The organism is Methylobacterium sp. Leaf117 (genome assembly GCF_001422985.1).
Classification (GTDB): domain Bacteria; phylum Pseudomonadota; class Alphaproteobacteria; order Rhizobiales; family Beijerinckiaceae; genus Methylobacterium.
In genome coordinates this window covers 632,930-654,521 of sequence record NZ_LMNL01000034.1, presented here as the reverse complement: position 1 = coordinate 654,521, position 21,592 = coordinate 632,930, and the positions used below count along the sequence as shown (strand labels likewise).

Genomic DNA, 21,592 nt, shown 5'->3' with positions numbered 1-21,592 from the left:
TCCTCGGCCCGCGATGCGGAGCCATCGGGCCGATCGGGTCCGGCCAGGACTGCAAATGCCACGGAATGAAATCCGGCCATCGGGTGAACTCCGCGATCCGGGATGTCGCGCCTCTCATGTCAGGCTTCTTCGCGCCGGGAGCCGGCGCGGTTACCGCCCGCAGGGGCGAGCCCCGGGTCATGGCCGAGATTCACTGGGCAAGACGAAAGCGGTCGACGTCGCGCAGGAGTTCGAGGAAGGCACGGGCTCCATGATCGAGGGCGCGAGCGCCGGCCTCCGCCGTACCGAGGCGGGCATCGCCGATGGCACCGGCCGGGTTGAGGTCCTGTGCCTTCCAGGCAAAGGCCGCGGGGCGACCGGCACGCAGATGCGTGAAGGTTTCAGCCATCGCCACGGTGCGCGGGGTAAAATCGGCGATGTGGTTTCGCCGGACCAAGTCGGGCCGTAGCGCCAGCATCAGGGCGGTCTCAATGCCGCCGCCATGGATGCCGTGGCGGATTTCCGTCTCGGGAAACAGTCCGTCGGGGTAGCCGAAGCGGCTCCAGGCCGTGGTCACCGCCACCATGCCGTGCCGCCCGCGCAACGTCCCGGCCACCAGATCGATCAGGCCGCTGTTGCCCCCGTGAGAGGTGACCAGAACGAGTTTTTCGCAGCCGGCACGCCGCACCCCATCGCCGATACTTATCCAGGCCTCCAGGGCGGTGCCGGTGTCCAGGGTCAGGGTTCCGGCAAAGCCATCGTGCTCGTCGGACTTGCCGATGGCCTGAACCGGCAGCAGCAGGATGTCGAGGTTGTCCGCCGGAAGCACGGCGAGATGGGCCAGATAGCCCTCGGCGATGATGGTGTCGGTGGCGAGCGGCAGGTGCGGCCCGTGCTGCTCGATCGCCGCGACGGGCAACACCGCGATGGCCTGCCCCATGTCGCGGTTCCGGATCTCGTTCGTCGTCAACTCGGCCCAGTGGCGTATCGGCATCCTGGCATTCCCCCGGCGAGGCGCTCATCCCGCCACATATTCCTTGGGTGCCATGGATCTCACCCCCGATCCACGGGGCCTCATCCACCGGACCGCCGCCGTTGGGATCGGCCGAATGCCAAGGGCTGGCGCACGCGAGCGCTCCGCGTGGATCCCGTTTCCAACGATTCTCGAGCCTTTCCCGAAGCCCACGCAAGACCCTTCTCCAATGATGGAAAAGGCTTCCGCTGCTGCGTCGCAAACAGAATTAATGCGCCGCAAGAGAAGAATGGAGGATGCGCCAGTGTCCGCCAGCATCTCAAATTTTTTGGATGCTTAACCCAAAAATTTTGCAGGCGAGCCCGAGGGTTACGCGAGGTATAGATCCTTGAATTCAAAATAATTGCCGATAAAAACGAACACCATAAACCAGAGTTGAGCCGAGGAAGACGCCTATGACCGCGCGTAGTGCTGCGCCTGCTCCCCATGGAGCGACGTCGATCACGCCCGCTGAGGCTCACGCCGCTCGGGTGGGGTCATCGACCAAGGTGGATGCGCCGCCACTGGGCCGCTGGGGACAGCTGTTCCTCGGCGTGCTGTGCATGTCGATGATCGCCAACCTGCAATACGGCTGGACGCTGTTCGTCGATCCGATCCAGCAGAAGTTCGGTTGGGAGCGCACCGCGATCCAGTGGGCTTTCACGATCTTCGTGGTGATGGAAACCTGGCTGGTTCCGATCGAAGGCTGGTTCGTGGACAAGTATGGCCCGCGCCTCGTCACCATCTTCGGCGGCGCCCTCTGCGCGCTCGGCTGGGTGATGAACTCCTACGCCGACACGCTGACCATGCTGTACGCGGCCGCCGCCATCAGCGGCATCGGCGCGGGCGCGGTCTACGGCACTTGCGTCGGCAATGCCCTGAAATGGTTTCCTGATCGGCGCGGCTTCGCTGCCGGCCTCACCGCTGCCGGTTTCGGCGCGGGCTCGGCCCTCACGGTGATCCCGATCGCCAACATGATCCGCGATTCCGGCTACCAGCACACCTTCTTCGTGTTCGGCCTCGGCCAGGGCCTCATCGTCATGCTGGCGGCTTTGCTCCTCGTCTCGCCGAGCACCGCCTTCAAGGACCGAATGCTCGCCGGCCGCACCGCGACCGTGAACACCGTCACCCGCCGGCAGTACTCCACCGCCGAGATGGTGCGGACGCCGGTCTTCTGGCTCCTGTACCTCATGTTCGTCATGATGGCGGCCGGCGGCCTGATGGCGGCGGCGTCCCTGGCGCCCATCGCCAAGGACTTCAAGGTTGCGGGCGTCAACGTCTCGCTCATCGGCATCACCCTCCCGGCCCTGACCTTCGCGCTGACCATCGATCGGGTGCTCAACGGTGTGACGCGGCCGTTCTTCGGCTGGGTCTCCGACAAGATCGGCCGCGAGAACACCATGGTGATCGCCTTCATGATCGAGGGCGCCGGCATCCTGGCACTGGGCATGTTCGCGCACATCCCGATGGCCTTCGTGCTGCTCACCGGCCTCGTGTTCTTCGCCTGGGGCGAGATCTACTCCCTGTTCCCCGCCACCTGCAGCGACACCTACGGCGACAAGAACGCGGCCGCCAATGCGGGCCTCCTCTACACCGCCAAGGGCACCGCCGCGCTGCTCCTTCCGATCCTTCTCATGATCCAGGCCAAGACCGGTTCGTGGCAGAATGTGTTCTACGCCGCCTCCGGCATGGCGTTCCTGGCCGGCTTCCTCGCACTCTTCGTGCTGAAGCCGATGCGCGCCCGGTTCATTGCCCGGAGCTGATGCAGATGGCCCGATGGCTCCGCTACATCCACGACGGCGAGAGCGGCTTCGGCCGCCTCGACGGAGGAACGATCGCCGTCCACGAGGGCGATCTCTTCGCTGACCCGGCGCCCACCGGTGCGACGCTGCCGCTCGCCGAGGTCACTCTCGATCTGCCGTGCCGGCCCTCGAAATACATCGCCCTGTGGAACAACTTCCACGCTTCGGCCGAGAAGCAGGGCCTCACCCGGCCCGAGGTGCCGCTCTACTTCGTGAAGCCGGCGAGCTGTTATCTGGCCAGCGGGCAGACCGTCACGGCGCCGGACGGGGGCGGTCGGTTGCTCTTCGAGGGCGAGCTTGGAATCGTGATCGGCCGGCGCGGCCGCGACCTCACGCCGGAGGCGGCGGCGGCTCACATTTTCGGCTACACCTGCGTGAACGACGTGACCGCTCTTGAAGCCCTGAAGGCCGATCCGAGCTTCACCCACTGGACCCGGTCCAAAGGCTACGACGGCTTCGGACCATTCGGCCCGGTGATCGCCACCGACCTCGATCCCGAGGCCCTTGAGGTCGCAGTGCGGGTCAATGGGCGCGAGCGGCAGCGCTATCCGCTGGCTGACATGATGCGCCGACCCGCCGAGCTGGTGGCCGAACTCTCCCGGGGCATGACCCTGGAGCCCGGCGACCTCATCGCCTGTGGGACCTCGGTGGGCGCCGGGCCGATCCCGAAGGGCGCTACCGTCGAGGTTGAGATCGCCGGCATCGGCATACTGTCGAACGGGTTTTCGTGAGACACCCGACTCCAACGAACCGGACGCGAACCGAACAGGCTTCAAGGATACCCACATGAGCATCGCGATCGTCGGCGCCGGCGCCATCGGAGGATTTCTCGGTGTGCGCCTCGCCCATGCGGGCGAGGACGTCACCTTCATCGCCCGAGGCGCCAACCTCGACGCCATCCAGCAGAACGGGATGCGGCTGATCGAGGAGAACGGCTCCGAGATTCACGTGACGAACCTCAAGGCCATGAAGTCGATGGCCGAGGCGGGAAAGCACGACATCGTGCTCCTCACCGTCAAGGCGCATCAGGTCGGTCCGATCGCGGCCGACCTCCATCACCTCATCGGTCCCGACACGATGGTGGTGACGATGCAGAACGGCATCCCGTGGTGGTACTTTTCGCAAGGTCACGGCGGTGACCTGACGGGCACCCACCTGGAGACCGCCGATCCGGGCGGCCTCATCGCGAAGCATCTCGATCCCAGGCACGTCATCGGCTCCGTCGTCTACCCGGCCGCCGTGCTGACCGAGCCCGGCGTGGTGCAGGTGGTCGAAGGCCACCGCTTCGGCCTCGGCGAACTCGACGGCTCGATGTCGCCGCGTGTGCAATCGCTGGCCCAGACCCTGATCAAGGCGGGCTTCCGTGCGCCGGTGACCAGCGATATCCGGGCGGAGATCTGGCTCAAGCTCTGGGGCAACCTCAGCTTCAATCCGATCTCGGCGCTCAGTCACGCCACCCTGGTCGACATCTGCCAGTTCCCCGAGACTCGGGCACTCGCCGCCGACATGATGCGCGAGGCGGAGACGATCGCGAACCGCCTCGGCATCACCTTCAAGCTCGGCATCGAACGGCGCATCGCCGGCGCTGAGAAGGTTGGCGCCCACAAGACCTCGATGCTGCAGGACGTGGAGGCGGGACGCCCGATCGAACTCGAGGCCCTGGTCGGCTCAATCATCGAGCTCGGGCGCCTTACCGACACCCCGACCCCGCATATCGGCACCGTCTACGCCCTGATGCGCCTCCTCTCCCAGAGCCTGGAGCGGGCGCAGGGGCGCCTCTCCATCATGCCGGCCTGACCCCCAAGACATTCGAGGACGCTTCGCCATGGCCGAGACTTCCCACGCACATCCCGCCGCCACCACCCTGCGCGCCCTGATCCAGGCCGGCGCCGCGGACGCGACCGCCCTGTCCAGCCCTGGCGGCGTGCCCCTGACCTTCGGCCAGCTCCGCGGCCTCACGGACCGGACCATCGCGGCCCTGAATGCACAGGGCCTCGGCCGGAACGACCGGGTCGGCATCGTCCTCGACAACGGACCTGAAATGGCGGCCGCCTTCATCGCCATCGGGGCCGGGACCACGGCCGCTCCCCTCAACCCGAGCTACAAGGCCGACGAGTTCACGTTCTACCTTTCCGATCTCAACGCGAAGCTCCTCGTGGTTGCGGACGGCTCCGACAGCCCGGCCATCGCGGTCGCTGCCCGTCTCGGCGTGCCAGTGGTGCGCCTTCGCCCGACCCCTGAGGAAGGGGCCGGCAGCTTCACCCTGTCGTTCGAGGGGGCCGGGGCTTCGCCGGCCGCGCAGGGTGGTCCGGCTCACCCGGACGATATCGGCCTCGTGCTGCACACCTCCGGCACCACATCGCGCCCGAAGATCGTGCCGCTGAAGCAGTCGAATGTCTGTGCTTCGGCCCGCAACATCCGCACCACCCTGGCCTTCACGGCCGAGGATCGCGGCCTCAACATCATGCCGCTGTTCCACATCCACGGGCTGATCGCCGGCATCCTGGCCCCGCTCTCGGCCGGCGGTCAGGTGTCGTGCACGCCGGGCTTCAACGCCCTCAAGTTTTTCGGGTGGATGAGCGAGGTTCGCCCGACCTGGTACACCGCCGTGCCGACCATGCATCAGGCGATCCTTAGCCGGGCCGCACGCAACCGGGAGGCCATCGAGGCCAACCCCTTGCGCTTCATCCGGTCCTCCTCATCCTCCATGCCGCCCCAGGTGATGAAGGAAATCGAGGAGGTGTTCGGCGCTCCCCTGATCGAGGCCTACGGCATGACCGAGGCCTCCCACCAGATGGCCTCCAATCCGCTGCCGCCGCGTCCGCATTACGCCGGCTCGGTCGGCCTCGCGGCCGGCCCCGAGATCGCGATCGTGGACGAGGACGGCGAGCCGATGCCTGCAGGCGAGACCGGTGAGATCGTCATCCGCGGCGACAACGTGATGTCCGGCTACGAGAACAACGACAAGGCCAATGCCGAGGCCTTCACCAAGCAGGGCTGGTTCCGCACCGGCGACCAGGGATCGCTGACGCCCGAGGGCTACCTGTCCATCACCGGGCGCCTCAAGGAAATCATCAACCGGGGCGGCGAGAAAATCTCCCCGCGCGAAGTCGACGAGATCCTGATGGACCATCCGGCAGTATCGCAATGCGTCACCTTCGCGATGCCACATGACAAACTGGGCGAAGACGTTTGCGCCGCCATCGTGCTCCGCGAGGGCCAGCACCTCGCCGAGAAGGAACTGCGCGGCTTCGCCTCGGAACGCCTCGCCGCCTTCAAGGTGCCGGCCAAGATCCTGATCCTGGACGAAATCCCGAAGGGTGCTACCGGCAAGCTCCAACGCATCGGCTTGGCCCAGAAACTCGGACTGGTCTGAGTCCGAGGACCACAAAGCACACGACCCGGGCTTGCCCGGGTCGTGTCGTTTTAAGACAGCCGAGTGTGAGCGCCCGTCAGGCGGACAGGACCGTGCCGACGCGGCCCTCGATTGCGTCCCACACAGAAACCGCCAAGTCCGGCCCGCCGAGGCGCTTGATCGCCCGAATACCTGTCGGCGAGGTCACATTGATTTCGGTCAGGTTTCCGTCGATGACGTCGATCCCGACCAGGATCAGGCCTCGGCGCTTCAGTTCCGGACCAATGGTAGCGCAGATCGCACGCTCGCGCTCGGTCAGGTCGGAGGCCGCCGCCGCCCCACCCCGCACCATGTTCGAGCGGATATCGTTGAGGGCGGGCACCCGGTTGATGGCACCCATCGGCTCGCCATCGACCAGGATGATGCGCTTGTCGCCCTCGGTGATGCGCGGCAGGAATCGCTGCACCACCCACTGCTCGCGGAAGGTGACCGAGAACAGGTCGAACATCGAGCCGAAATTCGCGTCCTCGGGCAGGACCCGGAACACCGCCGCGCCGCCATGCCCGTGGAGGGGCTTCATCACGATGGCGCCGTGCTCGGCCCGGAACGCCTCGATCTCCGCCTTATCGCGGGTGATCAGGGTGGGCGGCATCAACTCGGGGAAGTCGAGGACGAACAGCTTCTCAGGGGCGTTGCGGACCTCGGCCGGGTTGTTCACCACCAGGGTGCGTGGATGGATGCGCTCCAGCATGTGTGTGGCGGTGATGTAGGCCATGTCGAAGGGCGGATCCTGGCGCATCAGAACCACGTCGACACTCGACAGGTCGATGCGTTCGGGGGCGCCCAGGTTCGCGTGTGCGCCCTCCACGTCCTGTACCGTCAGGGCCTCGACCCGCGCCGTCACGGCATTGCCCTGCATCGACAGGCGGTCCGGCGTGTAGTGCAGGAGCCGGTGCCCGCGCGCTTGGGCTTCGAGCAGGAGCGCGAACGTGGTGTCCCCGGCGATCCGGATCGACTGGATCGGATCCATCTGCACCGCGACGGTCAGGGTCATGCTGTCAAACCTCTGTCTGGGAACGGACACCGTCGATGCCCGTCCCGACCGTGATGCGGCGTGCCGGACGGCACCTTACTTCTGGGATTTTCCACCGCTACGGCGGTCATAGTCGCCGATGGCGGCTTTGCACTCGGGGGACAGCCGGGAGCGGTTGCGATCCATGCAGCGCTCCGCGTCCTGGCTGTTGGGATCGACGCCGGCGCAGAGGCGGAAGTAGTCGTTGGCACATCCGAGCTGAAGCCCCTGGTCCTCGCGCTGGGCCTGGGCCGGGCTGACAGCCATCATCAGGAGCGCGAAAGGCGCCAGGCTCAGGGCCGCTTTGAGGCCCCGGTTCGGGCTTGAGAGTCGGGAGATAACCACGCGCATCCGGCGGTGTCCTTCAATCGGAAATGAAATGGCGTTGGGGTGATGGGCGTTCGCGAAAAGTACGACCGTTCGATCGGAAGCGACACGGCATATCGGGCGCGACCCGCCCTTAGCAAGCGCCTCGACCGCCGCGTGTTCCGTGCGTTCGCTCCCGGATCGATCAGGGCCACTAAAGATCCGCGCATGGTCCGCCCAACAAAAAAAGCCCCGCTCGCCGGGCGAGCAGGGCCGAGTACAAGGGAGGAAATGCCCGCCATGGGCAGTCCCTGGGGTGCAAGTCGCGGGCCATACGGACGAAGTGGCTCCGTTGCCTGGAAGCCACGCTGGTCCGGTCCCCTCATGGCCAGTCGGGGAAGACGGTGTTGGCGGCAGCATCGCAAGGTTCCGTTAACCACCCCATGCTGATCTCTGCCGGCACCGCCGCGATGCCGGAACGGCCCGGATGCGGTGAGGGCAGGCCTGATGACGGCTCGCTTCAGAGATCGAATGGAATCGGAACCAAGCCGATGAACTCTCCCCGGATGAACGCGCCTCGGATGAACGTCAAACGGTCGCCCGAGACGGGCGGCACCGAGCGCCATCCCGAGCGCCAGACAGCCCAGGTGGTGCCCTTCGCGGCACCTGCCCGCCGTTTCCGGCGTGCGGACGCGGATACTCCGCGCGGTGCCATCCTGCTCTTCACCGGCATCCGCTACGAGCGCATGCCCGAGCCGGACGCGTCCGCCCCGCGCCTGCGTCGTCGTTCCTGACCACGAACTGCTTCGTTCCCGGAGGATGCCTTTGTTCCGAACCGGATGCTTCCTCGCGCGATGGCCGCGCTCCCAGCATCTGACGCCCCTCGCGATCCTGGTGCTTCTGACCGGTTGCGCGCAGCAGGGCGATTTCGGACGTCCCAAGGCCGGCGCCTGGAACAGTCTGATCGAGACCACCGGAACCCTGGCCGCGCAGGAACGCGAGGAGCCGGCCTCAACCTTTCCGTTCACCGGCGAGGAGCGCACCCTGCGCGACCGTGCCTGGCGCTTCCTGATGCCGGCGGCTGGGCACGAGGCCTTCACGGACGCCCTCGCCAACCTGACCCGCACCCGTGTGCTGCCCCCGTCCTGGCGCACCGATGATCCCGCGGCCTACCACGATATCCTGATGGGGGAGGCCTTCCGCTCACCGGTCTCGCGCTACCGGCGGCTGTCGGAGGATATCGGTGCCGATGCGCGGCTGATTCCGCAATTCGTCGCCCTGGCCGTTCGAGTGAAGGAGGCCGATGCCTTGCGCCTTCGCAGCCTGCCCTTCGCCAAGAGCCTTGACGACGGCGATGTGCGCCGAGCCGCCATGCGAGTGGCCGAGAACCGCTGCCTGATCGCCTGGGTTCGACTTGAGACCCGACGGCGCGCCGGGCGCTACCGCTACGCTCTGGAGCATTTGGTGATCGAGGCGCCGGGTCCGGAGCTCACGGCTGTGGCACAGGCCCTGGCGGCCCTCAACGGCCGAAATCCCCTGCTCGACCCCCTGGTGCCCCCGGAGGCCGAGGCGCGATGCGGGCTTCTGCCCGAGGTGATGGTCGAGGTAGCAGCGGCAAAGCCGATCGTCGCCAAGTACTGAGCAGGTTCTGGGGCTGCCTTAGCCCCCGGGCTTCTCATCGGCTGGGCTGTCGACCGTGCAGGAGACCGCCTGCACAGCCGCATCCGCGGTCGCGCGCTGACTTGGAAGCGCCGCGATGATCCGCACCACCACGAAGCCCTTGGCGTCGGTGGCGACGATGCGGACATCGTGGCTCACCTCGTCCTCGTCGGCATTGGCGAGCGCCTCGTCGTACTGGGCCCGAGTGAGGACAACCAGATCGAGGGCACCGCGCACGGCCGCCTGATCGGTGACCGCATAGAAGGCGCCACGCGGCCCATGCACCGCCAGGGACAGCATCAGGGGACCGGTGCGAGCAGAGACCCGCATCGGTCCCTCGGTCAAATCGAACGCGCACAGGCCGACCGCGACCGCAGGATCGGGGATCGGCAGCCACGCCTCAACGGGGGGCGGCGCGTCCCCGGTCGCCACCGTGTTCACCGGCATCGGATGGTCGAGGCCCTCGCCCGATCGTGCCCGGGAGAGGGCATCTCCCTCCGCTAGCCTCGGGATCAGCAGCACCGTGGCCACATGCACGAGGCCGGCGATCACCAGCCCCGACAGGGTGGCGACCAGAAAGCGTCCGCGCGGCGTCATGGGGCACATCCGGTTCGGGTGACGGCCGGTACCGCCGAGCGGTCCAGGTTGCCGGCACTGGCCGCTACGGGGGTGTCGTAGAGACGGAGCGCCAAGCGCACAGGACCCTTCGCGCGGGGCATCGGCAGCCAGTTGCCCGGCTGCACCTCGGGCGAAAGCGTGATGGCAAAATGCCCGTCGGTCTCGCGCAGGATCTCCGTGGAGGTGAAGCCTTCGCGCATCGGTGCTGCCTCCGAATCACGCGGCCCGCGCCCGGCGACCGTCACCGTCCAAGCGCGAGCGGGCGGCGTCACGCCCGCCACTTGATAAGTGCACGCGGCGTCGAGGGCCTGCCCGGACTCGTCCTGCTCCGCGGTCAGCAGCATACCCTCGCCGATCGCCAGGGGGATCTCGCCCCGCCGGGCGTTGACCGCGCGGGCGTAGGGGTCCGCGCCCACAGAGCCGATCTTCGGCCAGGCCGTCCAGGCTCCGACCGGGACGCCCCCGAACGGATAGCCGCCCCGCGTGGCGTAATCGGCGGTGGCCAGCCCGATTCCGGCGCCAAGAGCCAGGGCGTAGAGCATCAGCGTCACGGTCGAGGCCCGGCGCACGCCGCGTCGCAGAAGTCCGGCAAGGCGCCCGGAAACTCCGCTCCGCAGCGGGCCAACGGTGCCTGTGCTTGTTGGCTGGGAAGCGGGCGGGCGGGTCTGGTCCGGGCGCAATCGCGCCACCATCTCGGCCAATGTCATGCGCATCATCGCCAGTTACGGGGTGCCGATGCGGCCGCCAGCGCGGGTTCCCTCCGCCACTGCGCCCGGTACGCTTGCGGGCTGGAGGGCAGAGGTCTTCTCGGGCGCTCGCTCCACTTGGCGGAACAGGCCGTTCATGCTGCCAATGACCTCGAAGGACCGTCGCGAAAGCTTGCCGGCCGCACTCGCCGCGGCGTTGACGGGGGCCGCGCTCGGGCCGGCCTGGGCCACCGCGCGGCCCGGATCCTTCAGGCCCGGCATCGGCTTCAGCTCGATGCCCTGGTGTGCGACTTCCATGACGTCATGCCAAGTCATTGCGGGCAGCGAGCCGCCGGTCATCTTGTTGGTGGAGGTGTGATCGTCGTTGCCGAACCAGACGGCGCCGACATAATTGCCGGTGTAGCCGACGAACCAGGCGTCGCGGTAGGCATTCGTGGTGCCGGACTTGCCCGCCACCTTGATGCCCTCCAGCGCGGCGCGCTTGCCGGTGCCTTCCTCCACCACCTTGGTGAGCATGTAGTTCATATCGGCGACCACCTGGGTCGACAGCACCTGCCGCATCGGCTCGTCGGCATGGCGATAGATCACCTCGCCGGACGAGTTCTTCACCTCCATCGCCGCGTAGGGCTTGGCCTTGCGACCGCCATTGGCGAACACCGCGTAGCCGGCGGCCTGATCGATGACGTTCACCTCGGCCGAACCGATGGGCAGGGAGACGGAATCGGTCAGTTGCGTGGTGATGCCCATAGCGTGGGCGGTCTCGATGATCTTCTTGCGCCCGGCGGCAGCCGCCCGGGCCTCGTGCGAGATGCCCATCGCCTTACCAAGCGCGATCGAGACCTGAATCGGGATGGTGTTGATGGATTTGGCCACCGCCACAGTCAGAGTCGTGGCGCCCGAGAACGAGCGTCCGTAGTTCTGCGGGCACCAGTTGCCAATGCAGACGGGCCGATCGACGACGCGGGTATCCGGCCGATACAGGCCCGCGGCGAGGCCGGCCGCGTAGACATAGGGCTTGAACGACGAGCCAGGCTGGCGCAGCGCATCGGTGGCGCGGTTGAACTGGCTCTCGCCGTAATCGGCGCCGCCGACCATCGCCCGCAGCGCGCCATCGGGGTCGAGGATCACCATCGCGGCCTCGTCGACCTCGTACTGGTCGCCGAGCCGGCGCAGGGTGTTCTGCACCACCTCGTCGGCCCGCCGCTGGATGGTGAGATCGAGCGGCGTCTTGACGGTGAGCACCCGGTCGCTGCGGAAGCGGCCAGCGTCGGCCATTTGCTTGATCTCGCCGAAGGCCCAGTCGAGATAATAGTCCGCCGTGATGTCGCGGGTGCGCGTTACGGGCGTCGCAGGGTTGCGCAAGGCCGTTTGGATCTGGCCCTCGGTGAGGAAGCCGGCCTCGACCATGTTGTGCAGCACATCGACGGCACGGGCGCGGGCCGCCGGTAGGTTCACATGGGGGGCGTACTTGGTCGGCGCCTTGAACAGGCCGGCCAGCATCGCGGCTTCGGCCAGGGAGATGTCCTTGAGCGGCTTGCCGAAATAATAGTCCGCCGCCGCCACGGCGCCGAAGGTGCCGCCGCCCATATAGGCGCGGTCGAGATAGAGCTTCAGGATCTCGTTCTTGGAGAGATGGCTCTCCAGCCAGAGCGCCAGGAAGGCCTCGTTGATCTTGCGCTCAAGCGAGCGCTCGTTCGTGAGGAACAGGTTTTTGGCGAGCTGCTGGGTGATCGACGAGCCGCCCTGGGTGTTGCCGCCGCCGCGCGAGTTCGACACCAGCGCGCGGGCGGTGCCGATGGGGTCGATACCCCAATGCTCGTAGAAACGCCGGTCTTCCGTCGAGACCAGGGCCTTGATCATGATGTCGGGAAAGTCGTCGAGCTTGAGCGAATCATCGTGCTTGATCCCGCGCCGCCCGACTTCGGTGCCGTAGCGGTCGAGGAAGGTCACCGCGAGATCCTGGGCCTTGAGCCAGTTGTCATTGGTCAGGTTGAAGGCGGGCTGCGCCAGCGCCAGCATCAGCACGGCCCCGCCGGTGCCGAGGGTCACCGCCTCGCTGGTCAGGTCTAGGGTGACGCGCTTCCAGCCCCGCACCGCGAACACGTTCATACGCTCTTGGAATCGCTCGTAGGTCTCGCCTGCCGAGCGGCCGCCATCGTACAGGCTCGCGTTCACCCAGGCATCAAAGGCCAGGGCGGCGTGCTTGATCCGCGTCGTCAGCGAGGTCGCTTTGGGCAGGCGCACCTGAGTTCCAGTCCTTCCGTACCCGGCGCCGGCACGAGGCCGGGTCACGCGATCCTAACAACACCTGCGCCCGGCCGCGAGGCTTCGTTGCTGACAACGCCTCGGCAAGGCGCAGAGTCCCGGCGTTGTGGACGATAACCTAGTCTTAACCTTGACGTCGGATTGGGGCGGGTCGGTGGCATCGGGAGGCTTGACTCCGCGCTGCGACGTCGTGCCTTGCGCCGGCAACGCTTGCCCGCAGGTCGGCGTTGCGGCACAGGAACGGATCACCCGGATTTTCGCCGCTCCCAGCCCAAGGTGTTCCCCATGCGGGACCGCTCGGCCGCGCGTTCCCAGACGCCGCAGGCCTTCCCCGAATCCCCTTCCGCCTCGGTCGACGAGCCGTTCTGGCGCACCAAGAGCCTGGAGGCGATGTCCCCGACCGAATGGGAGAGCCTGTGCGACGGTTGCGGCCGCTGCTGCCTCCTCAAGCTCGAAGACGAGGACACGGCTGAGGTCTATCACACGGATGTCGGCTGCACTCTCCTCGACGGCCATGGCTGCCGCTGCCGCGACTATCCGAGGCGCCAGAAGCGGGTGCCCGATTGCGTGCGCCTGACGCCCGAGGCGGTCCGCACGATCCCGTGGCTGCCGCCGACCTGCGCCTATCGCCTCATCCGCGACGGTCAAGACCTCTACGCTTGGCATCCCCTCGTCTCCGGACGCGCCGCCAGCGTGCACGAGGCCGGCATCTCCGTGCGGGGCCGGGTTTCCGGCAACGAGGAGGAGTTCACCGCCGACGAACTGCTCGATCGGATCGTGACCTGGCCCAACCGCACGCCCGACACCGAGGACGAGGCGGATTGATCGAGGGTCAAGCCTCCAACATCGACGGGACGGGGTTCTTGGCGATGATCCGGCGGGCTTCCGCCGCATCGCAATGCATCTGGACGATCAGGGCCTCGGCCCCGTCGAAGCGTACCTCGCCCCGGATGTAGTCGAGAAACTCCACCGCGATCGTCTGGCCGTACAGGTCTCCGGAGAAGTCGAACAGATTGACCTCGAGGAGAGGAGCGCCGTCGTCGAAGGTCGGCCGTCGGCCGTAACTGGCGACTCCGTCCGTCACCCGGCCATCCGGCAGGCGCACCCGTACCGCGTAGATGCCGTGAGCGAGTCCGCAATCCGTCAGCGCCACGTTGGCAGTGGGATAGCCCAGGGTACGCCCGCGCTTGTCGCCGTGGCGGACCTCTCCGGAGACGAACCAGCGATAACCGAGGAGCGCGTTGGCCTGCGCCACCGCGCCCTCGGCCAGGGCCGCCCGGATCGCGCTCGACGAGACCGGTTCCGCGCCTGCGCTCAGGGCCACGGGGGAAATGATACGGCAGGTCAGGCCGGCCTGCGTGCAGAGGTCCGCGAGCACGGCCGGCGTGCCCTCCCGGCCCCGGCCGAAATGGAAGTCGTGGCCGATGACGACCCCTGACACTCCGAGGTCACGCACCAGAAGCTCCTCGACGAAGTCTCGGGCGCCGGTGCCCGCCAGGGTGGCGTCGAAGCGGCGTACGATCAGGCCGTCGAGACCGAGATGCGCGAATACAATCTCCTTAGCCAACGCATCGGTGAGACGGAACATGGGCAGGTGCGGCGCAAAATAAGCGCGCGGATGCGGCTCGAAGGTGAGCGCCACCGCTGGGTGACTTGCTGCCTGCGCCGTCTCGCGGACGGCGGCGATCAGAGCGCGATGGCCGAGATGCACCCCGTCGAAATTGCCGATCGCCGCGATGGCGCCAGCGATGGCGGGCGGTACCGGCTCGTCCTCGCGGCAGATTGTGAAGGGTCGCGCACGCGCGGATGCGGCGGGCGGGACGGCGGATTCGTCGCCAGACGACATCGGATCTCGACGGTTGCAGCAGACGGATTGGGCGCTGTGGCGGCGGAACCTGTCGAAATCCGGCCAGGGGGTCAAGCGCGTGGCCTGAGCCCGGAGGTCGCGGCGGCGATCGGCGGGGCCGAGGACCGGCGCCGGGCCTTCGCCTTGCGCCGCCCGATATAGAGCAGCAGCCCCGTCACCAGGAAGAGCGGCATCAACAGGGCCGCGATGAGGAAAATCGGCGGTCCGAGGGGGCCGAAGAAGCGGCCGCTATGCACGTCGAGCATGTTGCCGGCGATCCGCACGCCGAGCGGCCGTTCCCCACCGATCTCGCGCACCAGGATGCGCCCGGTGGCCGCCTCGATCCGGGTGTCGTCACGCCAGCCGTTCGGATTCTCCGAGCGGACGCGCACGGGACCCGTGAAGCCTGCCGGCAGGAGCAGGGTGGCGCGGATGAAATGGCCGTCCTGCACCGCGCGGAAGGCCGCCCAGGCCGTGTCGAGGGAGGGCGCACCGGGGGCGCCCAGGCCTTCCTCCTTCCGGCCCGGCGGCGGCTTGCTCTCAGAGCCGACCGACCGCGGTTTTTCCATGCCAGACTGCGGCTTGCCATCCGCCATCCGGGTGATGGTCTCGCCGCGCGTCAGCAGGGCGGTGACCACGTTGCGATACCCGTCGAAGGACCACCACAGGCCGCTCAGGGCGATGATTAGATAAATCGGCAGCACCCAGGTGCCGGCCACCGAATGCAACGACCAGTAGGTCGGCCGACCCCATTGGCGGAGGTTCGGCTTCAGCCAGATCCGCCAGGACATCACCTTCGGCCAGCGCAGGTACAGGCCGGTGCAGAGCAGCATGAGGAGAGCCAGCACGCTTAAGCCCGTCAGCGTCCGGCCCCAGCCCTTGCCGTCTCCCGGAAGAAGGAGCCAGCGGTGCAGGCGCCGGATGGTGGCGAACACCGTCTCCGTCCGCGCTGCGCCCAGGACGGTCCCGTCATAAGGGTCGAGATAGAGCGAGGGCGGACGCTGGTCGGTGGCGGGGTCGCGGCCGAGGCGCATCATCGCGGTGGTGCCGGGCTCGGCGGACAGCGTGAGGTTCACCACCGTGCCGCGGTGCTGGGTGTGGAACCGGGCGAGGAGCGCGTCCGGCGTGAGCAGGTTTTCCGCCCGGGGCGCGACCCGGATCAAGTCGGCGTCGACGAACGCGCCGATCGCATCTTCGTAGCTCAGGAGGGCGCCGGTCACGCCCGCCACCGCGAGGATCAGTCCGGCGCCGAGACCCAGCAGCCAATGGATCTGGAATAGGATCGCGCGAAGGCGCCTCACCAGGCCACCCGTGCGGTCACCAGGGCCTGGAACGGTTCGCCCACCGCGACCAGCAGGTTGCTCGCCCCCGACGAGGCATAATAGGTCTCGTCGAACAGGTTCTTCAGGTTGAGCTGGACCGTGGTCGGCAGGCCGTTCACCTGGGTCCGGTAGGCCAGGAAGGCATCGCTGACCACGTAGTCCGGCAGGCTGAAGGTATTGGCGGCGTCGCCGGGCCGCGCCCCGACGTAGCGGGTGCCGAAGCCGACTTCGAGGGAGCCCGGCCCGAGGCGGGTCGAGCCGAATTCCATCGCCTCCGCGACAGCGCCGAGCTGATGGGTCAGGAACAGCGAGGCCGTGACCCGCGGCGTGTTCTGGAGTTCCTTGCCGACGAGAACCGGATCCTCCGTGACGACGGCCTGGGTGAAGCCGTAGCTGCCGATCACGGCCCAGTTGGGACGGATCTGACCCGCGAAATCGAGTTCGAAGCCGCGCGAGCGGACCCGGCCGGCGGTGGAGCCGAAGCGGTCGCCGTTGACCACCTGGGTGATCAGCACGTTGCTCTTCTCGGCGTCGAACATCGCGCCCGTGATAAGAAGCCCCTCGGCGACCTCCGCCTTGACGCCGACCTCGTAGGCTTCGCCCTCTTCCGGCAGCAGCGTGCCGGTGACGTCGAGATCGGTCACGTTCGGGCGGAAGGATTGCGTGTAGCTGCCATAGAGCGAAAGGTTCGGCGAAAGCTTGTAGACGAGACCGGCGCGCGGCACCGGCTTCACACCGTTGATCGCGGTCGAGATGACGGCCGGGCGTCCCGCATAGGCGAGCTGGTCGTAAATCTGGGCACTCATCCCGCCAACCAGAATGAGCCGGTCGGTGAGGTGAAGAGAATCTTGCAGGTACAGGCTGGTGTTGCTGAGACGATCGCGGTTGTTGCTGGACGCGAGCGAGATCCGGTCTGAGGCGCCGAGCAGACCGTAGAGGGGATCGAACGGGTCGAAACCGCTCACGTTCGGCCCGCGCACACTGGTCTTCCGGTAGTAATCAATCCGTTCATACATCACGCCGGCCAGGAGGTCGTGACGCAAGCCGAAGGTATCGAAGCGTCCGATCAGGTCGAGGCGCGCAACGTTCGCGTTGAAGTCGCCTCCGCGCGTCGCATCTGCCCGGCGCGTCAGAAGACGCGTATTGGCGTTGTAGGAAACCGGCCGGATCTGATTGTCGTCGTAACCGAGGTTCGAATAGCTGTAGCCGAGATGTAGCTTCCAATCCTCGTTGAACCGGTGGTCGATATCGATCGTGGCGAGGTGGCTCATAGCCTCGACCCGGCTCACGCGCTCGTCGAAGCGGCGGTCGCGCGGCACCCGCAGGGGGCGGCCGGTGCGCGCATCGAAGGTAGTGCCCCGATCGAATGGGATGGTGTAGTGCGCGAACTCGTAGCCCACCGTCACGCTGGTCTCGTCGCCGCGCCAAGTCACGGACGGGGCCACAACCTGTCGGCGGATCTGTCCGAAGTTGCGCCAGTATTCATAGTCTTGGAAGTCACCAATCACGCGGTAGGCTAGGTTGGTGTCCTTGACCGGACCAGTGAGATCGGTTTGGACGAGGCCGCCGCCGAAGCTCGTCCCCGTCAGCTCAAGAGACCCGCTCGGGGTGAATTCCGGTCGCTTCGAGACGAGATTGATGAGGCCGCCGGGCTCGGAGATGCCGTAGAGGAGCGAGGCCGGCCCCTTGAGCACCTCAACCCGCTCGATAGAATGGTTGAAGTTCTGCTGTAGGACGGTGCGGCGCCCGTCGCGCAGGATCGAGCTGTCGCGGGAAGACCCGAAGCCACGCCTGATCACGGCCTCTTGCGTGCCGCCGAGACTGTTGGTCTGCACGACGCTGCTGACATTGCGCAGGGCCTCGTCGAGGCTCAGGACCCGCTGGTCGCGCAGGACGGCGTTCGGCACGACTGCGATGTTGGCCGGCGTATCGAGGAGAGCGGTCTCCGACCCTGCCCCGAAGCTCGTTCGCCGGGGGGTGTAGCCGAGAACGCCGCGACTGTCGCCGGCGATGTGGATCTCTTCCATTGCGACGTCCGAGAAGTCCGGCTGCTGCGCAGATGCGGACCCCGCGTGAAGCAGAAGGGCTGCGCCTGAGAGCAACCCCGTCGCTCCCGCGGCTGCGCGGCTTGTGGAACGGCTGTGCCGGCGACGGCGAACGTGATGAGGCATGATCGCTCCAGATTGAGGCTCGATCTTCCGTAGGATAGTCTTTTATATTTGACAATATATCGGTGATATATTGGAATTAGTCTATAATAATCTGACTTATATCTCAAAACATAGATATGTTTCGCAAAATAAGCTGAATGCCAGATGGTCCCAAGCCGCTGTCAGGCCCACCTCCAGACCTTGACCCTTCCGTTGCGCGAGCCCATCCCGGTCCGGCTATGACCAACCCGCGCACGCACCATCTCTGGCGGCCCTATACCCAGATGCAGGCGGCGGCTCCGCCGCTGGAGGCCGTGCGGACGCATGGCTCTCGCATCGTCCTCGCCGACGGACGCGAACTGATCGACGGCATTGCTTCGTGGTGGACCGCCGCCCACGGCTACAACCATCCCCACATCCGCGCCGCCGTGGCCGCTCAGCTGGAGGCGATGCCGCACGTGATGTTCGGGGGGCTCACCCACGCGCCGGCCGAGCGTTTGGCGGCCCGCCTCGCTGACCTGTTGCCGGGCGACCTTGATCACGTCTTCTTCACCGATTCCGGCTCGGTCGCCGTCGAGGTCGCGCTGAAGATGGCGGTGCAGATGTGGATCAACCGGGGGATCGCCGGGCGCACCCGCATCCTGGCGTTTCGCGAGGGCTATCACGGCGACACCCTCGGGGCGATGTCGGTCTGCGATCCCGATGAGGGCATGCACCGGCGCTTCGGCGCCTACCTGCCGGCCCAGGTTTTTTGCGATCTACCAAGGACAGCGGTGCAGGTCGCCACACTAGATGCCCGCATGGCCGCCGAGCGCGAGACCCTGGCGGCCGTCATCATCGAGCCCTTGGTTCAGGGCGCCGGCGGTATGCGGATGCACGCTCCGGACGTGCTGGCGACCGTCGCCCGCCTCGCGAAGCGCCATGGGCTGCCGCTCATCGCCGACGAGATCTTCACCGGCTTCGGACGCACCGGCACCCTGTTCGCCTGCGAGCAGGCCGGGATCGTGCCAGACATCCTGTGCCTGTCGAAGGCGCTCACCGGGGGCACCATGGCGTTGGCCGCCACGATCGCCACGAGGGCGGTGTTCGAGAGCTTTCTGTCCGACGACCCCGCCGCCGCCCTGATGCATGGGCCGACCTTCATGGCCAACCCGCTTGCCTGCGCGGCGGCCAATGCCAGCCTCGATCTGTTCGAGCGCGAGCCGCGCCTGGAGAAAGTCGCTGCCATCGCGGCGGCTCTGGCAGAGGGCCTGGAGCCGCTCCGGTGCCTGCCCGGGGTGGCCGACATCCGCGTTCTTGGGGCGATTGGCGTGGTCCAGTTCCGGCAGGCCTCGGATCTCGCCGATCTTAAGCGCCGGTTCCTCGCGCTGGGGACCTGGGTTCGCCCATTCGGCGACATCGTCTATCTCACGCCCGCACTTACCATCGCGTCCGAGGATCTGGCGCAACTCCTCGCGGTCATGCGGGCGGTGGTGACGGAGACCACCGCCTGATTGCGGTGGGTTCGGTCCGGCGCGCCTTGCAACCCGCGCCCGCGTCGCTCGTTGGGACTACGTTGCGCTGGCCCTGTCTTCTGAACCGCGTCGTGCAAGCCCGGTGGGGCGCGACGATCCTGGTTCCGGGCAGGGCCTGCGGCCAGACAGGCTGGAGGGTGCATCGTGGTGGATGAGGCGACGAACGCGAACGACGATCGGCCGGTGATCCTACTGGTGGAGGACGAAGCCCTAACGATCATGGACCTCGGCGACGTCCTCGAGAATGGCGGCTACGAAACCGTGCAATGCGCCTCGGCGGAACGTGCCCTCGGCATCCTCCAGGCCCGCCCCGACATCTGCGGCCTCGTCACGGATGTCGAACTGTCCGGCAAGACCAACGGCTTCGAGCTCGCTACGGCCGTGTCCGAGGCTCGTCCCCAACTGCCCATCGTGATCGTCTCGGGCCGCGCCGCGCCCGACCCCGAGCGGATGCCGAAGGGGGCCAAGTTCATCGCCCGACCCTGTACCGGCGAGGACATTCTCTCGCAGCTCAAGGGACTGCTGCCCTGCTGATGGGTTGCTGAACTTCAGGCCGTCGGTTTGCTGTGCGCGCGCCACCACGCGACCGTGTCGTCGAGGCCGCGCTCCAGGCTGAAGCGCGGGCGGAAGCCGACGGCTTCAGTGAGAATCCGGGTGCCCGCCTCGATGGCTGCCGGTTCTGTCGGGTTCAGGAGTCGGGCACCGTAGGCGAGGTGCTCCGCATTCCCGATCCGGGCGGCGAGACCATCGAGAAGTGCGCGCACCGGAACGGCCGTGCCAGAGCCGATATTCACCGGTCCAGTAACGTCGCTCGCCACTAGAGCGGCCAACGCGGCGGCCGCATCCGCGACATGCAGGAAGTCGCGGCGCTGGTGCCCGGTCGAGGTCGGGAACGATGTCCCGGTCATCAGTGCGTGGACCGCATCTGAGACGAGGCGTCCGCGCCGCTCGCCAGGACCGTAGAGGAAGAAGAGCCGTCCCCAGGCGAGGCGGATGCCATGGTTCTCCGCATAGGCCGTGAGGATGCGCCGGGTCCCATCCTTGGCCGCACCATAGAGGGTTGCGGGCTGGCACGGGGTCGTCGCTTCGTCGAATCGGAATGCGCCCCACGCGTATTCGGCACAGGTGCCGGCGCCGACGAAGCGCCGTCCGCCCTGCGCTGCGAAGGCTTTGGCGAGGTCCAGGGTGGCGGCGACCCAGTCGAGATTGCTGGCGGAGGTCCAGTACCGACCCGGCTCCGCGTCCCAGGCGAGATGCAGCAGGTGGCTTGGGCGAAGGTCCGCGATCAATGCGCGGCGCTCGTTCTCCACCAGCAGGTCGGCCGTGTGCATCGCCGTGCCGCCGAGCGGACGGCGGCCGACACCGTGCACCTCGAAGCCCAGGGCCTGCAGGGCCGGAACCGCGTGGCGGCCGACGAAGCCGGTGGCGCCGGTGATGAGGACACGGCCCGTCACCGGACCCAGTCCGGGTAGGTCAGGTCGCGCTCGGCGATCACCGTGATGGGCTCCGGCCAGGCGACGTCCAGCGCCGGATCGTTCCAGCGCAGGCCTCGGGCGCTCCCGACCACGTAGGGCCGATCGATCATATAGAGCACTTCCGTGCCGTCACTGAGGGCTTGGAAGCCATGGCCAAAGCCCGTGGGGATGTAGAGGGCATGGCGGTTCCGGACGTTCAGCTCGACCCCGTAGGCCTGCAGGTAGGTCGCAGAATCCGGCCGTAGGTCGACGATGACGTCGTGGATCGCGCCGGCCGTGCAGCGCACCAGTTTGGTCTCCGCGTGCGGCTCTGCAGAGAAGTGCAGGCCCCGCACGGTCCCGCGCCGAGCGTTGTAGGAGATGCTGGATTGCGCGAAGGCGCCGATCAGACCCTGGGCGGCGAAATCATCCGTGCAGGCGGTGCGGGCGAAAAAGCCGCGTGCATCGGCATGGGGTTCCGGGACGACCCGATACGCGCCAGCCAGCGGCAGGGCCTCGAAGCGCATCCGC

Annotated in this window: 20 protein-coding genes; 9 read left to right on the top strand and 11 right to left on the bottom strand. The window is 67.2% G+C overall.

Annotated elements, in window-relative coordinates:
- Nucleotides 1–190: 190 nt before the first annotated feature.
- Complete coding sequence (locus ASF57_RS17640) at nt 191–973, bottom strand: creatininase family protein (RefSeq protein ID WP_056485476.1); 783 nt, start codon at nt 971–973, stop codon at nt 191–193.
- 434 nt (nt 974–1,407) lie between these two features.
- Between ASF57_RS17640 and oxlT the strand changes: the two genes are divergently transcribed.
- From oxlT to ASF57_RS17620, 4 genes are read left to right on the top strand one after another with little or no spacing between them, the layout of a single operon-like run.
- A complete protein-coding gene (gene oxlT / locus ASF57_RS17635; protein ID WP_082504097.1) occupies nt 1,408–2,754 on the top strand; it encodes an oxalate/formate MFS antiporter in 1,347 nt (448 codons plus the stop codon).
- Nucleotides 2,755–2,759: 5 nt separating this feature from the next.
- Nucleotides 2,760–3,524, top strand: coding sequence for a fumarylacetoacetate hydrolase family protein (locus tag ASF57_RS17630; RefSeq protein ID WP_056486115.1), 765 nt, complete (start codon nt 2,760–2,762; stop codon nt 3,522–3,524).
- Between the two features lie 55 nt (nt 3,525–3,579).
- Nucleotides 3,580–4,590, top strand: coding sequence for a 2-dehydropantoate 2-reductase (locus ASF57_RS17625; RefSeq protein WP_056485475.1), 1,011 nt, complete (start codon nt 3,580–3,582; stop codon nt 4,588–4,590).
- Nucleotides 4,591–4,618: 28 nt separating this feature from the next.
- Nucleotides 4,619–6,169: an acyl--CoA ligase gene (locus tag ASF57_RS17620; RefSeq protein WP_056485473.1), complete on the top strand. Its 1,551-nt coding sequence runs from the start codon at nt 4,619–4,621 to the stop codon at nt 6,167–6,169.
- 76 nt (nt 6,170–6,245) lie between these two features.
- Here the strand turns inward: ASF57_RS17620 and gshB are convergent, their stop codons facing one another.
- Nucleotides 6,246–7,202, bottom strand: coding sequence for a glutathione synthase (gene gshB / locus ASF57_RS17615; protein ID WP_056182585.1), 957 nt, complete (start codon nt 7,200–7,202; stop codon nt 6,246–6,248).
- A 75-nt stretch (nt 7,203–7,277) separates the two neighbouring features.
- A complete protein-coding gene (locus tag ASF57_RS17610) occupies nt 7,278–7,571 on the bottom strand; it encodes a hypothetical protein (protein WP_056182581.1) in 294 nt (97 codons plus the stop codon).
- 536 nt (nt 7,572–8,107) lie between these two features.
- On the opposite strand from ASF57_RS17610, the gene ASF57_RS17605 reads away from it, so the two are divergent.
- Both ASF57_RS17605 and ASF57_RS17600 read left to right on the top strand, forming a co-directional pair.
- Complete coding sequence (locus ASF57_RS17605) at nt 8,108–8,320, top strand: hypothetical protein (RefSeq protein ID WP_056485471.1); 213 nt, start codon at nt 8,108–8,110, stop codon at nt 8,318–8,320.
- A gap of 79 nt (nt 8,321–8,399) precedes the next feature.
- The gene (locus ASF57_RS17600) at nt 8,400–9,167 is read left to right on the top strand and encodes a hypothetical protein (protein WP_056486112.1); all 768 of its coding nucleotides are present in this window, start codon (nt 8,400–8,402) and stop codon (nt 9,165–9,167) included.
- An 18-nt stretch (nt 9,168–9,185) separates the two neighbouring features.
- Here ASF57_RS17600 and ASF57_RS17595 read toward each other — a convergent pair whose 3' ends face one another.
- Genes ASF57_RS17595 through ASF57_RS17585 form a run of 3 tightly spaced genes read right to left on the bottom strand, consistent with a single transcriptional unit; the run spans nt 9,186 to nt 12,754 of the window.
- Nucleotides 9,186–9,782: a hypothetical protein gene (locus tag ASF57_RS17595; protein WP_056485469.1), complete on the bottom strand. Its 597-nt coding sequence runs from the start codon at nt 9,780–9,782 to the stop codon at nt 9,186–9,188.
- Entirely contained in the window at nt 9,779–10,510 is a 732-nt protein-coding gene (locus tag ASF57_RS17590; RefSeq protein ID WP_156376212.1) for a DUF1214 domain-containing protein, read from the bottom strand. The genes ASF57_RS17595 and ASF57_RS17590 overlap by 4 nt, the downstream gene beginning before the upstream one ends.
- Nucleotides 10,511–10,525: 15 nt before the next feature.
- A complete protein-coding gene (locus ASF57_RS17585; protein ID WP_056182574.1) occupies nt 10,526–12,754 on the bottom strand; it encodes a PBP1A family penicillin-binding protein in 2,229 nt (742 codons plus the stop codon).
- Nucleotides 12,755–13,060: 306 nt separating this feature from the next.
- On the opposite strand from ASF57_RS17585, the gene ASF57_RS17580 reads away from it, so the two are divergent.
- Nucleotides 13,061–13,600, top strand: a complete 540-nt coding sequence (locus tag ASF57_RS17580; RefSeq protein WP_082504095.1) for a YcgN family cysteine cluster protein — start codon at nt 13,061–13,063, stop codon at nt 13,598–13,600.
- A 7-nt stretch (nt 13,601–13,607) separates the two neighbouring features.
- Here ASF57_RS17580 and ASF57_RS17575 read toward each other — a convergent pair whose 3' ends face one another.
- The 3 genes from ASF57_RS17575 to ASF57_RS17565 all read right to left on the bottom strand — a co-directional run bounded on the left by ASF57_RS17575 (nt 13,608) and on the right by ASF57_RS17565 (nt 17,970).
- Nucleotides 13,608–14,621, bottom strand: a complete 1,014-nt coding sequence (locus ASF57_RS17575) for a bifunctional riboflavin kinase/FAD synthetase (RefSeq protein WP_056485467.1) — start codon at nt 14,619–14,621, stop codon at nt 13,608–13,610.
- A gap of 71 nt (nt 14,622–14,692) precedes the next feature.
- Nucleotides 14,693–15,922 carry a PepSY-associated TM helix domain-containing protein gene (locus tag ASF57_RS17570; protein ID WP_056485465.1) on the bottom strand — a complete coding sequence of 410 codons (1,230 nt, stop codon included), beginning with the start codon at nt 15,920–15,922 and terminating at the stop codon, nt 14,693–14,695.
- Nucleotides 15,919–17,970: a TonB-dependent siderophore receptor gene (locus ASF57_RS17565; protein ID WP_244476992.1), complete on the bottom strand. Its 2,052-nt coding sequence runs from the start codon at nt 17,968–17,970 to the stop codon at nt 15,919–15,921. Before ASF57_RS17565 ends, ASF57_RS17570 begins: the two co-directional genes overlap by 4 nt.
- 362 nt (nt 17,971–18,332) lie before the next feature.
- On the opposite strand from ASF57_RS17565, the gene ASF57_RS17560 reads away from it, so the two are divergent.
- Nucleotides 18,333–19,586, top strand: a complete 1,254-nt coding sequence (locus ASF57_RS17560) for an adenosylmethionine--8-amino-7-oxononanoate transaminase (RefSeq protein ID WP_056485460.1) — start codon at nt 18,333–18,335, stop codon at nt 19,584–19,586.
- Nucleotides 19,587–19,751: 165 nt separating this feature from the next.
- The gene (locus ASF57_RS17555; protein ID WP_244476991.1) at nt 19,752–20,141 is read left to right on the top strand and encodes a response regulator; all 390 of its coding nucleotides are present in this window, start codon (nt 19,752–19,754) and stop codon (nt 20,139–20,141) included.
- A gap of 14 nt (nt 20,142–20,155) precedes the next feature.
- Here ASF57_RS17555 and ASF57_RS17550 read toward each other — a convergent pair whose 3' ends face one another.
- Together ASF57_RS17550 and ASF57_RS17545 are read right to left on the bottom strand one after the other, a co-directional pair.
- On the bottom strand, nt 20,156–21,061 hold the full coding sequence (locus tag ASF57_RS17550; RefSeq protein ID WP_056485458.1) for an NAD(P)-dependent oxidoreductase: 906 nt from the start codon (nt 21,059–21,061) through the stop codon (nt 20,156–20,158).
- Nucleotides 21,058–21,588: a dTDP-4-dehydrorhamnose 3,5-epimerase family protein gene (locus tag ASF57_RS17545; RefSeq protein WP_056485456.1), complete on the bottom strand. Its 531-nt coding sequence runs from the start codon at nt 21,586–21,588 to the stop codon at nt 21,058–21,060. Before ASF57_RS17545 ends, ASF57_RS17550 begins: the two co-directional genes overlap by 4 nt.
- Nucleotides 21,589–21,592: the final 4 nt, after the last annotated feature.

Excerpts from the sequence above, each read along its gene's own strand:
- ASF57_RS17640 (WP_056485476.1), bottom strand. The coding sequence starts at position 973 with ATGCCGATACGCCACTGGGCCGAGTTGACGACGAACGAGATCCGGAAC.
- oxlT (WP_082504097.1), top strand. The coding sequence starts at position 1,408 with ATGACCGCGCGTAGTGCTGCGCCTGCTCCCCATGGAGCGACGTCGATC.
- ASF57_RS17630 (WP_056486115.1), top strand. The coding sequence starts at position 2,760 with ATGGCCCGATGGCTCCGCTACATCCACGACGGCGAGAGCGGCTTCGGC.
- ASF57_RS17625 (WP_056485475.1), top strand. The coding sequence starts at position 3,580 with ATGAGCATCGCGATCGTCGGCGCCGGCGCCATCGGAGGATTTCTCGGT.
- ASF57_RS17620 (WP_056485473.1), top strand. The coding sequence starts at position 4,619 with ATGGCCGAGACTTCCCACGCACATCCCGCCGCCACCACCCTGCGCGCC.
- gshB (WP_056182585.1), bottom strand. The coding sequence starts at position 7,202 with ATGACCCTGACCGTCGCGGTGCAGATGGATCCGATCCAGTCGATCCGG.
- ASF57_RS17610 (WP_056182581.1), bottom strand. The coding sequence starts at position 7,571 with ATGCGCGTGGTTATCTCCCGACTCTCAAGCCCGAACCGGGGCCTCAAA.
- ASF57_RS17605 (WP_056485471.1), top strand. The coding sequence starts at position 8,108 with ATGAACGTCAAACGGTCGCCCGAGACGGGCGGCACCGAGCGCCATCCC.
- ASF57_RS17595 (WP_056485469.1), bottom strand. The coding sequence starts at position 9,782 with ATGACGCCGCGCGGACGCTTTCTGGTCGCCACCCTGTCGGGGCTGGTG.
- ASF57_RS17590 (WP_156376212.1), bottom strand. The coding sequence starts at position 10,510 with ATGACATTGGCCGAGATGGTGGCGCGATTGCGCCCGGACCAGACCCGC.
- ASF57_RS17580 (WP_082504095.1), top strand. The coding sequence starts at position 13,061 with ATGCGGGACCGCTCGGCCGCGCGTTCCCAGACGCCGCAGGCCTTCCCC.
- ASF57_RS17575 (WP_056485467.1), bottom strand. The coding sequence starts at position 14,621 with ATGTCGTCTGGCGACGAATCCGCCGTCCCGCCCGCCGCATCCGCGCGT.
- ASF57_RS17565 (WP_244476992.1), bottom strand. The coding sequence starts at position 17,970 with ATGGAAGAGATCCACATCGCCGGCGACAGTCGCGGCGTTCTCGGCTAC.
- ASF57_RS17560 (WP_056485460.1), top strand. The coding sequence starts at position 18,333 with ATGACCAACCCGCGCACGCACCATCTCTGGCGGCCCTATACCCAGATG.
- ASF57_RS17545 (WP_056485456.1), bottom strand. The coding sequence starts at position 21,588 with ATGCGCTTCGAGGCCCTGCCGCTGGCTGGCGCGTATCGGGTCGTCCCG.